The organism is Streptomyces sp. NPDC028298 (genome assembly GCF_055565895.1).
The window spans coordinates 340,011-358,451 of the sequence record NZ_JBVHTL010000006.1; the positions used below are offsets into that span (position 1 = coordinate 340,011).

Sequence of the window (18,441 nt, forward strand, 5' to 3'; positions counted from 1 at the left end):
GTCCGGACACGTACGTTCCGGGCGCCCGGAACGCCGGGACGGCGGTGCCGCCAGGGACGCCGAACCGCGGAATCCCACCGAGGGGGAGACATGTTCAGTCGCCGTACCGCCGCCCTTCCGAAAATGCTGGTGCTGGCCGCCGCCACGGCCGCCGTGTCCGTGGCGGTCGTCGCGCCGACGGCCGGCGCCGCCACCACCAGCGCCACCGCCGCCTCCACCGGCCAGAAGCTCTACTACACGGCAGCCGCCGGCCAGACGAACCACCTGAAGATCTCCTGGGCGCTCGGCGCGACCGACCCCGACTCCCAACTCGCCGACTTCATCTACACGTTCGACGACACGGTGAAGATCTCCCTCGGCGCCGGCTGTGTCCGTCCCGCGTCGGGCGACACCACCCAGGCGGTCTGCACGGTCACCGAGCCGAACACCTCGGCCTCCGACCTCGACACCCTGATCGTCCGCCTCGGGGACGGCGACGACACCGCGACGGTCGACCCCGACAACAACGGGTACTCCCGCATCTACGGCGGGACCGGCAACGACACCCTCACCGGCCACGGCCGTGACGTCCTCTACGGCCAGGACGGCAACGACCACCTGTCCGGGGGCGGCGGCGTCTACGGCGAGGGCGCCTTCGGCGGCGCGGGCAACGACACGCTCACCTCCTGCGGCTACACCTGCCACGGAGGCACGGGAAACGACGTCCTGAGCGGCGGAGTCAGCGAGGCCGACGGCAGCTACGTCGACTACGACAACAGCCTGTTCGGCGACGACGGCAACGACACGATCCACGGCAACGCGGGCGCCGACGACATCCAGGGCGGCCGCGGCAACGACCGCCTCTACGGCGACTCCGGCAACGACAGGATCTACGGCAACAGCGGCAACGACCTCATCCACGGAGGCTCCGGCACGGACACCCTCTCCGGCGGCCCGGGCACCGACCGGGTCTTCCAGAACTGACGGGACCGGGCGACCGGTCGGGATCCGGGAGGCTCCGGAGCGGGGGACCCGGGACGAGCGTACGAGGGGTTCCGCGGGCGCCGGTGTGCCTCCGCACGCTCTGCCCGGCGCGGCTCGCCGGATGGAACGATCCCGGTGCCCGGCCCCGGCAGGGGACCGCCTTCGGCCGCCGCCGAGATGTGGGCGACGGCGCACGGGTGTCTGCTGGTACCGGGAATCGGGTCACCACTACGAGCAGCAAGGGACCGGGACATGGCCATCGTGATGTCGATGCACTGGGCGGAAGCCACGCCGGAGCAGTACGACACCGTGCGGGACGCGGTGCAGTGGGAGGAGGTCCCGGGGGCCGGCGGCCAGATGCACGTGGCCTGGTTCGACGCGCAGGGGCTGCACGTCACCGACGTCTGGGAGTCCCAGGAGGCGTTCGAGTCCTTCTTCGCCGAACGCCTCGCCCCCGCGATCCAGAAGGCCGGCATGACCGGCGCCCCCGACACCTCCTTCAGCCCCCTCCACCGCCGCTTCGTCGCCCCCGGCGTCACCGGCGCCGCCTGATCCCGAGGACCGGCCCGAAGGCCCCGGCCAGGACCGGCCGGGGCCTTCGCCCGGAAAACCGGAGGAGCCCGTGCCCGGTCGCGTGGAGACTGGGCTGATGACCGCTCTGATCGAACCGCCCCGGCTCACCTGGCCCACCACGACGGTCCGCGCCTCGTATCTGGCCGGTGAGCGCGCCGACTGTCTGGCGGAAGGGCGGACGACCGACTGGCTCGGTCCGGCGTCCGCCGACTTCGCCGCCTTCGTCGAGCAGCGCAGGGGCGTGCACGTCCGCTGGGACGTGCCCGCCACCATCTACTGGTACGTCTCGGGCGAGCACTATCTGGGCACGCTCGTCGTCCGCCACCGCCTGACACCGGAACTGGCCGAGGTGGGCGGGCACATCGGCTATCACGTGGTCGGACCGTGGCGCCGGCAGGGGCACGCCACGGCGATGCTCGGGGCCGGCCTGGCGGTGTGCCGGGACCTCGGCCTCGATCGTGTTCTGCTGACCTGCGCCTCCGACAACGAGGCGTCACGCCGCGTCATCCGGACCCACCGCGGTGTCCCCGACGGCCGGGTGCGCGGCGAGGACCGATTCTGGATAACCCTTCGCGATGGCGAAAGGGCGGCGCCCGGACGGGAGACGCCCTAGCGGTAGAACCTGACCCCGCCGTTCGAGCCGAGGGCGTTGAGTTCCAGCACGCCGCCGTCCGGGGTCACGTACACCGTGCCCGCGGTGAAGTTCCACCTGCCGGTGCCCGCCGGCAGGCCCGCGACCGGGGTGCTGCGGCCGGTGCGCGGGTCGAGGGCGACGAGCTGCGGGGAGCCGGACATGGTGACGGCGTACACCTTGCCGTCCGTCGCGGACGAGGGGATCGCGAGCACGGCGGAGCGATACGTCCAGAGCTTGGCGCCGGTCCTGGTGTCGAAGCCGTCGATCACCGGGTGGCCCGCGGCCAGGGCCGGGGTGACCAGGACCTTGCCGTAGAGCCGCGCGGAGTGGTCGGCTCCGGTCTCGTTGCCGGAGGTGACCTCGTCGTTGCCGACGGCCAGCTTGCGGCCGGCCCCGGAGGCGTCGAAGACCCGCACGGCGTCCTGGCGCGCGGTGTGGACGGAGGCGATCAGCGGCGAGCCGGAGAGGACGTGCGTCACGTCCGAGTGCGCCTTCTCGGGCTTCCGCCAGATCACCTTCCCCGTCTTCCCGTCGTACGCGGTGAGGGTGAACCTGGTCTTCTTGTCGAGGCAGAAGTCGTCCACCAGCACGATGCCGTCGGTGCCCCAGTCGTAGGCGTTGCAGTAGCGACCGCGGGCCTTGTAGCCCCAGACGCGGCCGCCGGTGCGGACGTCCACACCACCGAGGAAGTTCTCGCTCACGATGGTGGCGACGTTCCCCTGGAGGTAGGTCGTGGCGGTCGCCGGATTGCGGTGCTTGGCACCGGTCAGCGGCATCGACCAGAGGATCTTGCCGGTGGACGCCTCGACGCCGGCCAGCCAGGTGCAGGTGCTGCCGTCCGTGCCGAAGGCGATCGTGCCGATGCCCTGGGCGTTGAGCGTCGGCGACATCGCGCAGGGGACGGTGCCGTGACCGGCGTCGGCGGCGGACGGCTTGGCGCGCCACTTCTGCTCGCCGTCGGTGAGGTCGTAGGCCCGCAGTCCGCCCCGGCTGCCGGCCCGGACGAGCAGCTTGTCGGTGAGCCAGCTGCCGATCAGCGCGTCGTCGGCGGCGGGCGCCGGGGTCTGCCACACCTGCGTCAGGTTCTCCGAGGCGACGGCGGCGGCCTCCTCCTGCTTGAACACGACGGTGGCGGTCCCGACGGCGGCGGCGAGGACGGCGAGGGTGAGCACGATCCTGCCCACCCGCCGGGGCTTTGCGGCCCGCTCGCCGTCCGCTTCCGTGTCGGGCCGCGGCTGCGCGGCGACAGGCTCGACAGGCTCGGAGACCTTCAGCGGCATGGTGCCGTCCCACCGCGTGCCGGACGACTCGGCGTACGGCTCGGCGGCCGACCGGTCGTCCCAGGATCCGGCCGGCTCCGTCCGCTGCCGCTCCCAGTGCGCCTGCTGCGCCTGCTGCTCCTGGTGGGGCTGCTGCTCCGGGTACGCCTGCCGTGCCCGACGGGGCTGCGGCTCCCGGTAGGGCTGCTGTCGCTGCGACTGCGGCTGCGACTGCTGCTGCGGCTCCGCGTAGGGGTGCTGTCCCTGGTAGTGCTGCTGTGTCCCGTGGGGCCGCTGTTCCGGATACGCCCTCTGTGACCCGTAGGGCTGCTGATCGGGGTGGGGCTGCTGCTCCGGATACGCCTGCTGAGCCCCGTAGGACTGCCGTTCCTGGTACGGCTGCGGCTCCGCGTAGAGCTCCTGGTCCCGGTACGGCTGCTCTTCCCGGAAGGACCGCTCCTCTCGGAAGGACTGCTCTGCCCGGAAGGACTGCTCCTCTCGGAAGGACTGCTCCTCCCGGTACGACTGCGAGTCGCCGGCCGACCTGCGGGGCCGGAAGGCCCAGCCGTCGTCCTCCTGCGAAGCCCCCTGCCCCGGCGACGAATCCGTCGTCATCTCCGTGCTCTCCCCTGGTCGGGCATCCGCGTACGCCTGCCGCGGTGATGCGCCACGATAAAGATCGTTTCTTTGAGGGCTTGCGCCCGACTTCCCCCGGCTGCCGCTGGATCAGCCCTTGGTGAACGGATGGCCGAAGCCGTTCCGCGCCGCCTCCACCTGGAACGCGGCCCGCGCACCCGTCGAGGTGCTGATCCGCCAGTCCATCAACTGCTTGCCGCCCGGCCAGTCCTTGCGCTGGTCGTACCAGACGAGCCCGATGACGCCGGCCTTCGCGGCACCCTGGAACAGGTCGCCGATGTCCGCCTCCTTGCGGCTGCTCTCCGCCACCCCGGTCTCCGCGATCAGCACCGGTTTGTCCGAGAAGCCCGCGATCTGACGCATGGTGGGCGTGAAGAGGCTGGAGAAGGCGACGCCGTCGATCGGGCCGTAGTAGCCGATGAGGCCGACCCAGTCGACGTAGGCGTCGCCCGGGTAGTACGGGCGCAGCTTGGCGGTGGTGCCCGAGTCGACGACGTGCGGGGTCCACACCCAGATCACGTTGGTGACACCCCGGTCGGCGAACAGGTCGTGCAGGTGCTTCCAGGCCGCGACGAAGTCGGCGGGCTTGGCGCCCCCGGGGCCCCAGGAGTTCCAGGGGCCGTTCATCTCGCCGGCGAAGGAGAGCGCCAGCGGGCCGTCGTAGGCGGAGATCTGGTCCGCCAGCCGGCCGATGTAGGTGTCGTCCTGGCCCTCGGCGATGTCGGCGAGCGAGGTGTCGGAGGGCACCAGCGCCATCATCGGCATCTGTCCGTGCTTCCACAGGAAGGCGTTGCCCTCCGGGTCGAAGTCGTCGCCCCAGGAGCTGTAGTACTCGCGGATGTCGGGAGCCCGCCCGGCCTCCTCGGCGAAGGTGTCGACGATGTCGTACTGCCAGGGCGTCTTGTCGTCGACGACGCCCAGCGCGCGGCCGGACGGATCGAGCAGGGACGAGACGTCGAAGTGCGCGCCCGAGGCCGAGGCCTTGCCCGAGCCGGTCTCGCCCCCGCCACCGGCGCCTCCACAGGCGTCCGCCAGGAACGTGAGCGCGAGCACGACGATCGCGGCGGCCGTCAGGCGGCGGCCGCGACGGCTGCGGGGTATGGCCATGCGGGAAGGTCCGATCAGGCGGTGGGCGGGCGGTGCGCCGAACTCTACGAGACCCGCCGACGACACACCGAACTCTACGAGACCCGCGTGACCTTCATCGAATCTTCATAATAATCTTGGTACGGAAACGTGAGCGGGTCGAATAATCTCTCTTTCCTCGCACATGGATCACTTTTCCGCACTACTCACTGCCAGTTCGGCGCCGCCGGACTGGCAGTCGTCACGCCACGCACGAAGGAAGGCCCGGGGCTGTCGATGACCAGTACCTCCACGGAGGTCGAGCCGGCTCCCGTCTTCGTCGACCAGAGCGGTCAGCGTGGCCGCCGTCTGCGCGGCCTCGGCTGGCTGGTGGGCATCCTCTGCGCCGCGTGCGTGGTGGCGATGATCTCCGGGCTGGTCGGAACCCAGTCGCAGGCGCCCGCTCTCACCATCCCGGGCACGGCGAACACCACGCCGCCCAGCCAGTACCTGAACGCGCCCCTGCCCGCAGCCCCCGGTGTCGAGCCCGCGACGGGCACCACCGGCACGGTCGCCGCCACCCCCACGGCGACCGCACCCGACGCCACCGCGACGGCCACCGCCACCGCGGACGCCGGTACCACGGGCGCCGGTACGGGCGGCGGTACGGCGACGAGCCCGGTGACCGATCCGGCGGGCGCGAGCTCCGTGACCGACCCCGCGCAAGCCACCACACCCGACACCACCGCGTCAGATGCCGCGACGACGACGGCCGGTACGGCGGCGTCGGACCCCGTCACCGGCATCGCGCAGTAGCCAGACGCGAAGACCAGGAAGTCGATGTCCCGCTCCCGTCACCAACGTCCCCGGCAGTCCCTGGCGCGCCCGCGCCGGCTCGCCGCGCCTCCCCTGCGCTTCTTCCTGCCGGTGACCGTACTGGCGACCCTGCTGGCGCTGATGGTGCTGCGGGGCATGGCGAACAACGAGGTCTTCCACGACGAGAAGATCGCCACCTCGGTGGACAAGGCCACCGTCCCCACCAGCGTGCTGGAGGGCGGCCCGGTCGTCGACGCGCGCGGCGACAAGAAGAACAAGCCGGTCAACTACACGATCCCGGACAAGACGGTCGTCCTCAGCTTCGACGACGGACCGTCCGCCCAGTGGACGCCGAAGATCCTCGAGGTGCTGGAGAAGGAGGACATCAGCGCCGACTTCTTCGTCACCGGCTCGATGGTCACCCGCAACCCGGCGCTGATCCGCCGGATCGTGTCCGGCGGCCATGAGATCGGACTGCACACCTTCACCCACCCCGACCTCGCGCTGCACTCCGGCACCCGGCTCACCTGGGAACTCGGCGAGACCCAGCTCGCGCTGGCCGGGGTCGCCGGCATCCACACCAGCCTGTTCCGCCCGCCCTACTCCTCCACCGTGGACGCGCTGGACGACTGGTCCTGGCCGGTGACCAAGCAGGCCGGGTCCGAGGGGTATCTGACCGCCTTCATCGACAAGGACACCGACGACTGGAAGCGCCCCGGCGTCGACGCCATCGTCAAGTCCGCCATGCCCGACCTCCCCGGCCAGGGCGAGATGATCCTGCTGCACGACGCGGGCGGCAACCGGTCCCAGACGCTGGCCGCGCTGCCGGTCATCATCGAGAAGCTCAAGGCCCGGGGCTACACCTTCAAGACCATCGGCGAGGCGCTCGGCACCGGCTCCGCCAACACCCAGGTCTCCAGCTACAACCTGTGGCTCGGCAAGGCGTTCCTGTGGTGCACGACCTTCTCGGTGCACCTGCTGCCCTGGCTCGTCGGCCTGCTCGCGGTCGTCGGCGTCCTCGTCATGCTGCGGTTCGCGCTGATGCTGGTGCTCTCGGCCGTCCACGTGCGGCGCACCCGGAAGAAGGGCTTCACCTGGGGTGACCCGGTCACCGAACCGGTCACCGTGGTGGTACCCGCTTACAACGAGCAGGAGTGCATCACCAACACCCTGCTGTCCCTGACCAGAAGCGACTACCCGATCGAAGTGATCGTGGTCGACGACGGATCGAGCGACGACACCTCCGCCATCGTGGAGGAGCTCGACCTGCCGATGGTCCGGCTGATCCGGCAGCCGAACAGCGGCAAGCCGGCCGCGCTCAACACCGGTGTGGCCGCCGCCTCGTACGACCTGATCGTCATGATGGACGGCGACACGGTCTTCGAGCCGTCCACCGTCCGCGAGCTCGTCCAGCCCTTCGCCGACCCGCGCGTCGGCGCCGTGGCCGGCAACGCCAAGGTCGGCAACCGCGACACGCTGATCGGCGCCTGGCAGCACATCGAGTACGTGATGGGCTTCAACCTCGACCGCCGCATGTACGACGTGCTCAACTGCATGCCGACCATCCCCGGCGCCGTGGGCGGCTTCCGCCGCTCCGCGCTGGAGCAGGCGGGCGGCATGAGCGACGACACGCTCGCCGAGGACACCGACGTGACCATGGCCCTGCACCGGGCCGGCTGGAAGGTCGTCTACGCCGAGAACGCCCGGGCCTGGACCGAGGCGCCCGTCAGCATGAAGCAGTTGTGGTCGCAGCGGTACCGCTGGAGCTACGGCACCATGCAGGCGATGTGGAAGCACCGGCACTCGGTGCTGGAGCGCGGCGCGGCCGGCCACTTCGGCCGCGTGGGCCTGCCGTTCGTCGCCCTGTTCATGGTGATCACACCGCTCCTCGCGCCCGCCATCGACATCGGCATGATCTACGGCGTGGTCTTCGTGGACGCGTACAGGACCCTGGCCGCCTGGTTCGCCGTGATGGCCCTGCAGGCCGTCTGCGCCTGGTGGTCCTTCCACCTGGACAAGGAGAAGGCCTGGCATCTGATCACGCTGCCGGCCCAGCAGGTGGTCTACCGGGTGCTCATGTACATGGTGCTGCTCCAGTCCGCGATCACCGCCCTGACCGGGGGACGGCTGCGCTGGCAGAAGCTGCGGCGCACCGGCGAGGTCGGACTTGACGTCACAACGGGGGCCAGCTCTTCATGAACACCGCGGAACGGGGTGCCTTCGGCACCCAGCACTCGTACGACACCGTCGCCCTGCGGGTGGATCCCGCCGGGATTCCCACCCAGCGCGGCCCGGGGCCCGAGGAGGAGACCGCCCCGGCCCCCGCGCGCAAGCCCGGCCGTGACCGCTACCTCGACCTGCTGCGGGCCCTCGCCCTGGTCCGCGTGGTGATCTACCACAACTTCAGCTGGACCTGGCTGCCGATCGTCTTCCCCTCCATGGGTGTCATGTTCGCGCTGGCCGGGTCGCTGATGGCGCGGTCCCTCAACCGGCCCGCGCTCAGCGTGATCCGGGGCCGGCTGCGCCGACTGCTGCCGCCGATGTGGCTGTTCGGCGCGGTCGTGGTGCCGCTGATGCTCCTCGAAGGCTGGCGGCCCGACCTGCACCACCCCAACTGGTGGTGGGGCGACCTCGCCTACTGGATCCTGCCGTTCAGCGAGCCTCCGTTCGGGGCCACGCTGCACACCTTCGGCGGACACCTGCCGGCCTCCTGGGCCGAACAGATCTGTGTGCCGCTGTGGTACCTGCGCGCCTACCTCTGGTACGTCCTGCTGTCGCCGCTCCTGCTCAAGGCCATGCGCAAGCTGCCCTGGGTCACCCTGGTGGTGCCGCTGGCGCTCGCGTTCTTCATCAACTCCGGCCTGGTCGACCAGTCCGGCCGGCTGATGGAAGCCGCCACCGACTTCACCACCTTCGGTTCCTGCTGGCTGCTCGGCATGGCCCACCAGGAGGGACTGCTCCGCAAGATCCCGCAGTACGTCGTGCCGTCCATCGCGCCGCTGGTGCTCATGTTCGGCTTCTGGTGGCTGATGCGGGCGCCGGTGGACGACCCCCGCCTCGGGGCCGACCTGGAGGCGGTGCCGGTCGCCCAGGCGATCTGGTCCTTCGGCGCGGTGATGCTGCTGCTGCACCTGAGCCCGTCCTGGGAACAGTGGCCCAAGCCGCTGGAGCGGTTCAACGGCGTGATCACCCTGCTCAACTCCCGCGCGGTCACGGTCTACCTGTGGCATTCCTTCGCCCTGGTGGTGACCGAGCCGCTGATCGACCCGCTGTGGAGCAACTCCTTCTTCTACGACCACGCCCAGTGGCTCCTGGCGAGCCAGTGGACCCCGCTGTTCCTCGCCGTCCCGCTGATCTGCCTGGCGATCGTGCTGTTCGGCTGGATGGAGGACGTGGCCGCCAAGCGCCGCCCGCGTCTGTTCCCGTATCCCCGCCGCTCCAAGGGGCGTCGCAGGGGCCGGTAGAGGCTGCGTAGCTTTCGCTCAGTGGACGTCGACGTAGTCCCCGGCGGCGTTGACCGCCGGGGTGGTCGTCGTGCCCGCGAAGCTGTAGCGCCAGTAGCCGTCCGCGGAGGCCTTCACGGTCGTCCTCAGGTTGCCGGAGGAGTCGCCGCGGATCGTCTTCACGGTGGTGTAGGCCGTCGTGCCCGCCTTGCGGAACTGGAGCCTGACGGGCTGGGCGGCATAGCCGTGGTACGCGAGGTCGTCCCACCAGCTCGCGCGGCTCAGCTTGCCGGCGACCGTGATCGTCCTGCCCTTGGCGACCGGCTCCGGTGACGCGTTCACCGTCAGAACGGACCGCCGCTGGACGCGGACGCTGGAGTACGGGTCGACGGCTGCCCAGCTCCCGTCCTTGGCGACGACCGCGATGTAGGTCTTCCACGTCCCCGCCGTCGCGTTCTTCAGCAAGGTCGGGTTGCCGTTGATCGCGAGCTTGCACGTGGAGGTAGTGGCGTCGACCTTCTGGCAGGTGGCGTGGTCCGAGGTCTGATTGAGGACGCCGTCGTAGCGGTCGGTGTCCAGATCGGTCCCGTGGAAGAGCACCAGCGACGCGTCCTTGATGCCGGACGGAGCGGTCGCCGTCACCGTGGCCGATATCGCCTTGGTGGTGGTGCCGATCACTATGTCCTTGCCGCCATTGATCTGCGCACTCAGGACCTTGATGTCAGGGTTGCCGCTCACGGTCGCGTGGGCGACGGGCGCGATCGACGCGGTGAGAGCGAGCGCGCCGACGGCGGTGAACACGGTGGACGTGCGCATGAGGCTCCCTGGAGGCGAACGGGGATGGGGGCGGCCGGTGACGATCACCGACGGGCGAGCCGAGTGTAGGCCGCAGCCCGTCAACTCCAGGCAAAGCAAGGGCAATCGGTACCTCTGCCCCAGCAGACGGCCGATGTCACGTCTTCCGCCGCACGCCGTGAGGCCCACGGCCGCGCGGTTGCCGATCGGCTCGACGATCCCGGAGATGGAAGGCGGACGCCCTACCAAGAAAGGGGAGCAGGACGGGCCGCCGCTCTCCTGAGCGATCTACGCAGGGCGTGCCTGCTGTGGACGCGCAGCAGGTCACTCGCTTCGAAGGCTTCCCGAAGGGCGGTCTCCGCCGACTCGACTGCCTGCTGAAGGCGGGCTGCCTCGACCCGCGCCCCGTCGGTCCAGTCGCGGACCGGCCCGTTCGCTCGGACATGGCCAGCCATGGAAACGCGAGCTGAGTAGGCAGCCAACTGCAGGGCCACAAGGGAGTCGGGAACCTGTATGTCGTCCACGGGCACATGCGAGTGGGGCGGCACGGGAAACGGCAAAGGGCCGGCTTGGAGGAAACGCCTCCTGCGCTGGCCCTTCATGCTGTGCCCCCCCGGCAGCGATCTGGCCTCATCCTTATCAGGTCGATGAAGGGGCGCTGTCGGTCTCGTTCTACCCACCCGGCGTCCCGGCTGAATGTTCCATGGACGTGTACATGCACGTCGTGCAGGACACCCGGCGCGAGGCCATGAGCCACATGGACAAGCTGTTGAGAGGCATCCCGGCCCAGGCTGACCAACGCCGTTCCCCTCTATCTGAGACGCAGAGCTCCAGGACGTGACAGTCCTGGGGCTCCGTGGTCTTCAGGGAGCGGACTCGGGTCCGCCGCTTTCGATCAGCGCGCGGGCGGCGACAACGACTTCTTCCTTGAGCTGCTCCAGCGGAGTGCTCCAATCGGCGTTCCAGTCGTCCAGCTCACTGGCACAGTGGACGATCGGTTGCAGGCGATCGGGATAGCCGAGTTCTGACGCTGCTTCGACCCATATGAGGTTGGCACCGGTCGCCGGGTCCAAGGAGCCGTCGACGATCTGAGCGGCCAGCCAATAGGCCAAGGCCCACCTGGCGGCGACGGGGTCCGTCGGCACCTCGCATCCCAGCTCCAGCTCGTCCACGACGTGATCGAACAGCTCCCGTGCCTCGTGCTCCTCACGACGGCCCAGGCCGGCGAGAAGGGCAAGCGACGGGGCATCGACGTCGGCCAGGAGCGCGTCGAGGCCGGCCTGGATGAGGCGGTCCGAGCCGACGTGCTGTCCGAATGCCTGAGCCCGCGCCAGTTGCCTCAACCGGTCGAGAGCCTCGTCTCTTGTCATGCCGGATCCGCTCCGTCCCGTCCCCGTTGACGTCAGAACTGGATGTCAAAGGCCCCGGACCATGATCGGTCCGGGGCCTTTTGATACATCGTGCCTGTTCAGGCATGGTGCCCCCGGCAGGATTCGAACCTGCGACACCCGCTTTAGGAGAGCAACAGAGCCTGTAGCCACTGGCTCCTACCTGCGTCTTTCGTCTTCATGATGACATCGGAAATGCCTGGGAGTGCAGGTTTCGCCTGTGGTTCACGGCTAGAAGCACGGCTACCTCAGGGGTTCCGATCGGTACCTTGCTGATCTCCGGACAGACATCACATCCGTCAGGCGGATGGTCCGCAGGAGTCGCCATCAGGGCGGACAAAGTGTACGGCTGGGCCTCACCGTCAGCTCCCTGGTCGCTGCCTGACGGCCCGCGAAGCAGCGGTAAGGTCTGGCGGAATCACAGTTGTACCTATAGCGGTGACGCTGAACGCTCCCTGTGGCCGTCCAAACTCCCTCAGGCCAGAGCGGTAACAGTCACAGCGGACTGCTACCCGGATCGAGGAGTGACGGAGCATCAGCCTGCCCGGTCGCTCCCGCTCAAGTGGAGGGACCACTCCTTGAGCTGTTGGAGTATCTCGGTGGCACGGGCATGCCCCGTGGACCAGAACGGCAAGACGATCAAGGCCGGAATGCAGCACACCGTAACCATCAGCAGGGGGAGAAGGCACAAGGCGATCACCAGGGGACGCTGGCGTCCCTTGGATAGGGCGGCCGCGGCGGTGAGAAAAGCGGTCATCACTGTAGAAGGCATCCTTCCCCCCGGACCGACCAGGGCAGCGTGTAAGGCGACACCCTCAGCTTCAAGTGGCCTGACCCGTTGCCGGAAGCCGCACCACTAGGGGCAATGTCCAGTGGGACCATTGCCCTTCGCGCAACGCCACAGGGGGGATCATGAACGGCGAAGAGCACATGCAGCCGGAGTTGGGGCCGGTCAAGGACGACGTGGCCGAGCCTGACCTGTCCTTCGTGGTGCGTCTGCGAGAGCTGTACCAGCACAGCAGCTGGACGTCGCTGCAGTCCTTCGCCGACGCAGTCGGCTACAGCCGAGGCACGATCTCGCGTTTCCTCTCCGGGGAGCGGCGCCCGAAAGCAGACTTTCTTGACAAGGTGTTCGCCGCGCTGGAAGGCAGGACGGGGCACCCGGTGACGGACGAAGCCCAGACGAGCACCCGGCGTCTGTACTTCGAATGCATCCGTACCACTCGGCCGTACGAGTACCAGGTCTTCGAGCTGCAGGAAGAGCTCAAGGCCTCGTACTGGAAGCACCAGAGGGCCGAAGGCCTCATCCACCGCCTGAAGCAGGATCTACGCGAAACCCGGAACGAACGCGATGTGCTTGACCGGCAACGTGGCGCCTTGGAGGAAGTCGCTGTACGCGACGCCGCGGAGCGCAGTGAGTTGCAGCAGCGCCTGACAGACCAACGAGTTGCTTATGACAGGGCCCGGAACTCGCTCAACGAGCACATCACCGAGATCATCGACGACCTGCGGCAGGCGGAGCAGGATCGGGATGAGGCCCGGCAAGCGTGCGAGCACCTCCGCGAGCAGCTCCGCATCATGCAGATACGCGCCGAGGACGAGCGCCAACAGCTCATCGACGAGCAGGAACGCCAGCTCCGCGAGGAACGGGAGCGCCGCGAGTCCCTGGAACAGACCCTTGAAGAAGTGCTGCGGAATCTGACTGCACCGATCGGAGCTGGCGAGTATTCGGGCCTGGATGACCCAGGCATAGTGGAGGAAATTCCTACTGCCGGCGCTGCCGGCCAGGGCGTTGCCAACCACGCAACGCCCATCGTGCCGCCCGTGGAACTACTGGTGGCAGCCGAAGCCCGTCGGTTACGCGCCCACGACGCCGGGGAGCGGTTGGACGCGGTGGCGAACCTGGCCTCCCTCATGCGAGAACTGCCACACACTGCACCGGATATCGTCAGTGTGCTGTGTGCGCATGTGCGCCGCACTCGGCCCGCGGACCAGCACGCCATGCCCGATCAAGCCGTTTACGCCGCACTGCAAGCGATCCAGAAGCGGCCTCACCACAAGCGCACCCCGGTCGACCTGACCGGCGCGAACCTTGCCTACACCAACCTTTCCTCGGCACCACTGGCTGGAGCAACACTCCGAGGCGCGGTGTTGAAGAGGGTCGATCTGACGGGGGCCGATCTGACGAGGGCCGACGTGCAGGGCGCTGATCTTCTCGGCGCGGAACTACGCGGTACCCGCCTTTCCGGGGCGAATCTTCGCGGCGTGGTCGGTCTGAGCGCCGTGCGCTTGCAGGAAGCGATCGTCGACGACAAGACGGTTCTGCCGGAGTACCTCAAGCGCGTCCGCGTCAAGCGACGATGGACCATCGTCGACACGCCGCCTCAGTCATCCTCCAGCGAGGAACGGTCCATCGGCCGCTCCCTTTCTCAGGCGCGGGCGAAGTCGGGACTAACCGTCGAGGAGATCAGCGCCGCCACCCGGGTGCGCGTACCCATCGTGCATGCGATTGAGCAGGACGACTTCACCCCCTGCGGCGGCGACGTCTATGCGCGAGGCCACATCCGTACTCTCGCGCGTGCGATCGGCCTCGACCCCAAGCCGCTGTTGGAGCAGTACGCCGCCCAACGCAGCGGGCCCCCCGCCTCAACTCCGGTGGCGTCCTTGCACGAGGCCGAGCGAATCCCGCGCGAAGCAGCACCAGCTGGCCCGTGGGACGTGAGCGATGTCAAGAATGCCGACAGCGGCAGGATCGACCTGGGCAGGCTCTACGTACCGGGGGTCGAGGGCATGGAGTTGCGGCTTGAAGTAGCAGGTGAGGACATTGTTGCAGCGACCGTTGTTCTACGGGAGAGCGCGATTCAACTGCAGGCCTTCGCGGCACCGAGGTCCGAAGGCATCTGGGACGAAGTGCGCTCCGAGATCGCAACCGGCATACGTGCCCAGGGCGGTGTCGTCGATGAGGTCGCGGGCCGACTCGGCCAGGAGTTGAGGGCCCAGGTGCCCGTGCAGCTCCCGGACGGCCGGGAGGGCGTGCAGATCGTGCGTTTCGTCGGCGCGGACGGACCGCGCTGGTTCCTGCGAGGTGTGATCTCCGGGCAGGCCGCGGTGCAACCGGCGGCCGCCGCTCCGGTGGAGGCGGCCTTTCGGGACACCGTCGTCGTACGGGGCCAAACGGCCTTGGCTCCCCGCACACCCCTGACGCTCACCATGCCGGATTGGGCAGAGGCGGCGAGTGAGGACACTGCTCTGGACCAGCAGTCCGTTCCGCCCGCTGCCGACACTGCATGATGAGGTCAACTCGCAGGCTTCTGTGGCCTGTCCCCGGGATGCGGCATGGACTCCGGATAAATGCTCCCCATGTCTGGAGTCCATGGAAGCGCGTAAATCCGGTGAATGGGGCGTGTTGTGTCGGATGGTCAGGAGTCGGTTGAAAAGTCGTCATTCCGGCCCCGCCGGCCCGGCCGGAGGCGTACGACGCCGCGACCCGGGCCGCGCTGGAGCACATCGACCACCAAGCGGTGCGCACCGTCGCCGACGGCCGCCCGGAGTCCACCCGCGACGCCTACGCCCAGGACCGGGCGAGCTGGACGAAGTTCTGCGCCGCCTGCGGGGTGCCGCTGCTCGCCGTCACCCCGGGCACCCTGGTGATGTTCGTCGAGTGGCTGTGGACCCAGCCCGGCGGGAGGAATGGGACGTGCACCGCGCCGTCGACCATCGACCGGCGAATCTCCGGCACCGTGGTGTCCGCCCGCGCCGAGCACGGCGTGCGACTGGAGGACGGCGTCGCCTGACTCGCCCGCAACCGGCTCAAGCAACTGGTGAAAGAGATGGAGGAGAACGCTGAGACCGTGACCGGGGCCAGGCCCCGCCACCGCTCGTCGAGCACCTGGTGAAGATCAGCGCCGCCTGCCCGGACAACCTCAGGGGCATCCGCGACCGTGCCCTGGTGCTCATGCACTTCGCCGTCGCTGGCCGCGAGCACGAACTCGCCTTCAACCGGGTCCGCGACTACACCGACACCCCCGCTGGCATCCAGGCCGACCTGCGCGTCTCCAAGGTCCGCCCCCGCGTCGTCCCGGTCCCCTACGGATCCCGGCCCTCGATCTGCCCGGTCCGCGCCTGGCAGGCATGGAAGGAGGCCGCTGGCCTCACCGACCCGGACGGCTACGCCTGGCGCCGCCTGCACAACCGCTGGCATAGCGTCATGGACAGCGGACTGCAGCCCGAGTCCATCGGCGACATCGTCACCCGCGCCGGCGAGCGCGCCGGGGATCTAGGTTCGCCTCACCGGTCACAGCCCGCGGCGCGGACTCGCCACGTCCTCCCGCCTGAAGGGCCACGACCAGATCGTCATTGCCAAACAGGGCGGCTGGGCCCCCACTCCAAGGTCCTCGCCGGCTACCTCGAAGTCGTCGACCAGTGGGAGGACAACGCCCTGCTCGGCGTGCTGTAGTCCGGGCGAATCCGCCGAGATCAGCGGGTCCTGCGACTGCGGGACTGTGTGGGACAACGGGCCTGAAGTAGGGCAACGTTTTGCGTTACGTATCGCTTCTCCCATTGCGTCTTCTAAATAAGCTCGGATACTTTGAAGTAAGACGCTGAGAGGAGGCAGCCATGACGCAAACGCTGGAACGAGAAGAAGAGCAGGTCAGAGCGCTCTTTGACCGGGTGGAGCGGGTCGAGGCCGTAGCTGAACGGATCGAGTCCCAGGAACCGGACGAAGCGTCGGAGCTTCGTAGCGTCGCTGAGGCTGCACTCTGCACTGCCGAGCCGGTTCGTCTGAAGATCGCAGCATCGTTGCTGGCCCTGAGTGATCGCACCGTCAGGACGTGGGTTGCTGAGGGGGTGCTCTCCCTGGTGAGCGAACACCCCCAGCGATTGGACCCGATACAGCTCCATCGTGTGTTCCACCTGGTGAGAGAGCTGCGGTCTGTGGGCCGCAATAGAGACCTCATCAATGCCGTCTGGAACCGCCTGCAAGATGCAGCTCTACTCGACCGAGAAGACCTGAAGACCAGCCTTCAGCAGCTACGCAAGGGGCAGGTCGAACCAGCATTGACCAAAGACGAGGAAGAGGCAGCGCAGGCCCACTAAGCTGCGTTGGTGTCTGTCACAGTCTCTGTCACACCACTCGCAAAACGGCAGGTCGCAGGCCTGCGACGGATGCACCGAGCTGCATACGACCAGTTCCTGAGGGAGCTGAGCAGCCAGGGCTGTAAGGCCCTCGGCTACAGGCTTACCGGGGATGTAGTAGAGCATCTCTGCGTAAAACACCTGGTCCGGGCCCTGCGAGTGGTTGTGGCCTTCACCGCTAAGGACGAAGCAACCATCGTTATCGTCGGACCCCACGACGATAACGACCCGCACAACGACGTGTACACGCTCCTCTATGAGCTGGCAGGCCTGGAGCGTCCTCCGCAGGGCGAGCGGTCGAAACCGTCCTGCTGCAGCACCGAGGACGGTCTTCCGCCACTTGTTGATCAGAGTCTTGCTGATGATCTAGTGAGCCGGGCCCGAGATCTGACAAGAGCCGGCAACCGAGGGGCCAGTCGCCGACGCTGACCTCGCACATTGGAGGTCTGGAGCCCGCGCGGGTGAGCCCGCTCGCGTCGCGACTTCGTTCTTGGGCATGGTTCCCGAACGCTCGAAGCTGGTGAAGACCACCCGGCTGAGTGGTGTTCGGGAACCGATCGTTTGCCGACACTCACGTCGTCCAGGCGTGCGCAGTCTTCCTTGCTGGCGGGGGTTCCAGCTAAACAAACCGGTGGGGCAGTCCGCGTAGCGAAACTGCCCCGATGGTGTCTTCTCTGATCGTTCCGCCTTCAGTGGGCTAGATCACTGGCTTCCTGATCCGGCTGTGCGTGCCGCCTGCAATGCAGGCAGAATCCCAAGGTACTCAGACGCGTACCCCCCGGCGTAGTACCCGTGGGTACACAGGATAGGCGCCGAAGAGGAGCAGTTGTCCATCTGGGCCGCCCAGGTGGAGGGGGGAAGAACCCCTTCCTTGGGCGTCGAGCACACGGGGTCTGCAGCCAGGACCGTCTTCCCCACCGACACGTTGTAGCAGTAGGACTGAGATCGGGATTCCAAGTCCTTTGGCAGGTAGGGCTTGCGTTTTCCCAGTGTGTAGGCGGCGACGCCCTCTGTGTTGAGAGGCCCTGCTTCGGGCCCGTTCTGGTCGGCCAGCTCCTTCGGGCGCTTCGATGCAGGCGAATCGGGATCAAACATCGGATCGCCAAACAGTTGCACTGCGTCGATCCGGTCGTGAATCGAGTTCAGCTGCGGATCGGCCAACGCGTCGCCCAAAACCCAGGCTCCCTCGGAGTAGCCTGCGAGGACAAAACGCTGACTTGGGCACCGACTCGCCTGAGCTTTGAGCTGGGCGATAGTCCTGGCGACGCCCTCTTTTTCTGTCTTGAGCAGGTCGGCGGGTAGAGCACCCTTGGGCATCTTTCCCGCATAGGCGTCCGCCACCGCTTTGTTGACCTCCGGGCTCTGGAACACGGCAGCAGCTGAAGGTGTGTAGTCGACGTACTCAACGTCAACGCGGTTGAAGCCACGAAGCGGTGCGAGACGGCGCATCTCACCGGCGACCTTGTCGAATGCACCGAAAGCTGGCTTCGCGTCGCCCACGCCCTTCACGCCGATGAACATCCAGTCCGCGCAGGGGACCGCAGGCTGTTTCGGCTGAGAGGGCTGCTGAGGCGTCGGGCGGATGCTGGGTACCGTCGGCGTCGTATGCGAGTGCGACGGGCTCGGTGAGGCGGTCGAGTGCGACGGGCTCGGTGAGGCGGTCGAGTGCGACGGGCTCGGTGAGGCGGTCGAGTGCGACGGGCTCGGTGAGGCGGTCGAGTGCGACGGGCTCG

The 18,441-nt window shown here is 68.2% G+C and carries 16 protein-coding genes, 1 tRNA gene and 1 pseudogene; 12 read left to right on the forward strand and 6 right to left on the reverse strand.

Annotated features, from left to right (window positions below; translation table 11 throughout):
* Window positions 1-90 precede the first annotated feature (90 nt).
* From ACZ4TO_RS27085 to ACZ4TO_RS27095, 3 genes are all read left to right on the forward strand, one after another.
* Entirely contained in the window at window positions 91-963 is an 873-nt protein-coding gene (locus tag ACZ4TO_RS27085) for a calcium-binding protein (protein ID WP_385042438.1), read from the forward strand.
* 252 nt (window positions 964-1,215) lie between these two features.
* Entirely contained in the window at window positions 1,216-1,515 is a 300-nt protein-coding gene (locus ACZ4TO_RS27090; protein ID WP_382791424.1) for a hypothetical protein, read from the forward strand.
* A 97-nt stretch (window positions 1,516-1,612) separates the two neighbouring features.
* Window positions 1,613-2,149: a GNAT family N-acetyltransferase gene (locus ACZ4TO_RS27095; protein WP_385042439.1), complete on the forward strand. Its 537-nt coding sequence runs from the start codon at window positions 1,613-1,615 to the stop codon at window positions 2,147-2,149.
* On the opposite strand, the gene ACZ4TO_RS27100 is transcribed toward ACZ4TO_RS27095, so the two are convergent.
* Together ACZ4TO_RS27100 and ACZ4TO_RS27105 are read right to left on the reverse strand one after the other, a co-directional pair.
* Complete coding sequence (locus ACZ4TO_RS27100; protein WP_468025428.1) at window positions 2,146-4,044, reverse strand: outer membrane protein assembly factor BamB family protein; 1,899 nt, start codon at window positions 4,042-4,044, stop codon at window positions 2,146-2,148. The genes ACZ4TO_RS27095 and ACZ4TO_RS27100 overlap by 4 nt on opposite strands.
* A gap of 111 nt (window positions 4,045-4,155) precedes the next feature.
* Window positions 4,156-5,172, reverse strand: coding sequence for a glycoside hydrolase family 26 protein (locus ACZ4TO_RS27105; protein ID WP_468025429.1), 1,017 nt, complete (start codon window positions 5,170-5,172; stop codon window positions 4,156-4,158).
* Between the two features lie 255 nt (window positions 5,173-5,427).
* Between ACZ4TO_RS27105 and ACZ4TO_RS27110 the strand changes: the two genes are divergently transcribed.
* Genes ACZ4TO_RS27110 through ACZ4TO_RS27120 form a run of 3 tightly spaced genes read left to right on the forward strand, consistent with a single transcriptional unit; the run spans window position 5,428 to window position 9,410 of the window.
* Window positions 5,428-5,946, forward strand: coding sequence for a hypothetical protein (locus ACZ4TO_RS27110; protein ID WP_382791437.1), 519 nt, complete (start codon window positions 5,428-5,430; stop codon window positions 5,944-5,946).
* A gap of 24 nt (window positions 5,947-5,970) precedes the next feature.
* Window positions 5,971-8,145, forward strand: coding sequence for a glycosyltransferase (locus ACZ4TO_RS27115; RefSeq protein ID WP_382791440.1), 2,175 nt, complete (start codon window positions 5,971-5,973; stop codon window positions 8,143-8,145).
* Window positions 8,142-9,410 carry an acyltransferase family protein gene (locus ACZ4TO_RS27120; protein WP_385042444.1) on the forward strand — a complete coding sequence of 423 codons (1,269 nt, stop codon included), beginning with the start codon at window positions 8,142-8,144 and terminating at the stop codon, window positions 9,408-9,410. The genes ACZ4TO_RS27115 and ACZ4TO_RS27120 overlap by 4 nt, the downstream gene beginning before the upstream one ends.
* An 18-nt stretch (window positions 9,411-9,428) precedes the next feature.
* Here ACZ4TO_RS27120 and ACZ4TO_RS27125 read toward each other — a convergent pair whose 3' ends face one another.
* From ACZ4TO_RS27125 to ACZ4TO_RS27135, 3 genes are all read right to left on the reverse strand, one after another.
* Complete coding sequence (locus tag ACZ4TO_RS27125) at window positions 9,429-10,205, reverse strand: DUF5707 domain-containing protein (protein ID WP_468025430.1); 777 nt, start codon at window positions 10,203-10,205, stop codon at window positions 9,429-9,431.
* An 842-nt stretch (window positions 10,206-11,047) separates the two neighbouring features.
* On the reverse strand, window positions 11,048-11,554 hold the full coding sequence (locus ACZ4TO_RS27130) for a hypothetical protein (RefSeq protein WP_468025431.1): 507 nt from the start codon (window positions 11,552-11,554) through the stop codon (window positions 11,048-11,050).
* Between the two features lie 105 nt (window positions 11,555-11,659).
* Window positions 11,660-11,735: transfer RNA gene (locus ACZ4TO_RS27135), tRNA-Arg, on the reverse strand.
* A 767-nt stretch (window positions 11,736-12,502) separates the two neighbouring features.
* Between ACZ4TO_RS27135 and ACZ4TO_RS27140 the strand changes: the two are divergent.
* The 6 genes and pseudogenes from ACZ4TO_RS27140 to ACZ4TO_RS27165 form a co-directional block, all read left to right on the forward strand.
* Window positions 12,503-14,167, forward strand: a pseudogene (locus ACZ4TO_RS27140) (helix-turn-helix domain-containing protein); the annotation flags it as partial.
* Complete coding sequence (locus ACZ4TO_RS27145) at window positions 14,156-14,863, forward strand: DUF3710 domain-containing protein (protein ID WP_468025557.1); 708 nt, start codon at window positions 14,156-14,158, stop codon at window positions 14,861-14,863. The pseudogene ACZ4TO_RS27140 and the gene ACZ4TO_RS27145, both read left to right, overlap by 12 nt.
* Before the next feature lie 230 nt (window positions 14,864-15,093).
* A complete protein-coding gene (locus tag ACZ4TO_RS27150) occupies window positions 15,094-15,366 on the forward strand; it encodes a hypothetical protein (protein ID WP_468025432.1) in 273 nt (90 codons plus the stop codon).
* Window positions 15,367-15,464: 98 nt separating this feature from the next.
* The gene (locus ACZ4TO_RS27155) at window positions 15,465-16,028 is read left to right on the forward strand and encodes a site-specific integrase (protein ID WP_468025433.1); all 564 of its coding nucleotides are present in this window, start codon (window positions 15,465-15,467) and stop codon (window positions 16,026-16,028) included.
* A 161-nt stretch (window positions 16,029-16,189) separates the two neighbouring features.
* Entirely contained in the window at window positions 16,190-16,669 is a 480-nt protein-coding gene (locus ACZ4TO_RS27160; protein WP_468025434.1) for a hypothetical protein, read from the forward strand.
* Window positions 16,670-16,678: 9 nt separating this feature from the next.
* A complete protein-coding gene (locus tag ACZ4TO_RS27165; protein ID WP_468025435.1) occupies window positions 16,679-17,137 on the forward strand; it encodes a hypothetical protein in 459 nt (152 codons plus the stop codon).
* Between the two features lie 273 nt (window positions 17,138-17,410).
* On the opposite strand, the gene ACZ4TO_RS27170 is transcribed toward ACZ4TO_RS27165, so the two are convergent.
* Entirely contained in the window at window positions 17,411-18,229 is an 819-nt protein-coding gene (locus ACZ4TO_RS27170) for a cutinase family protein (protein ID WP_468025436.1), read from the reverse strand.
* Between the last annotated feature and the right edge of the window lie 212 nt (window positions 18,230-18,441).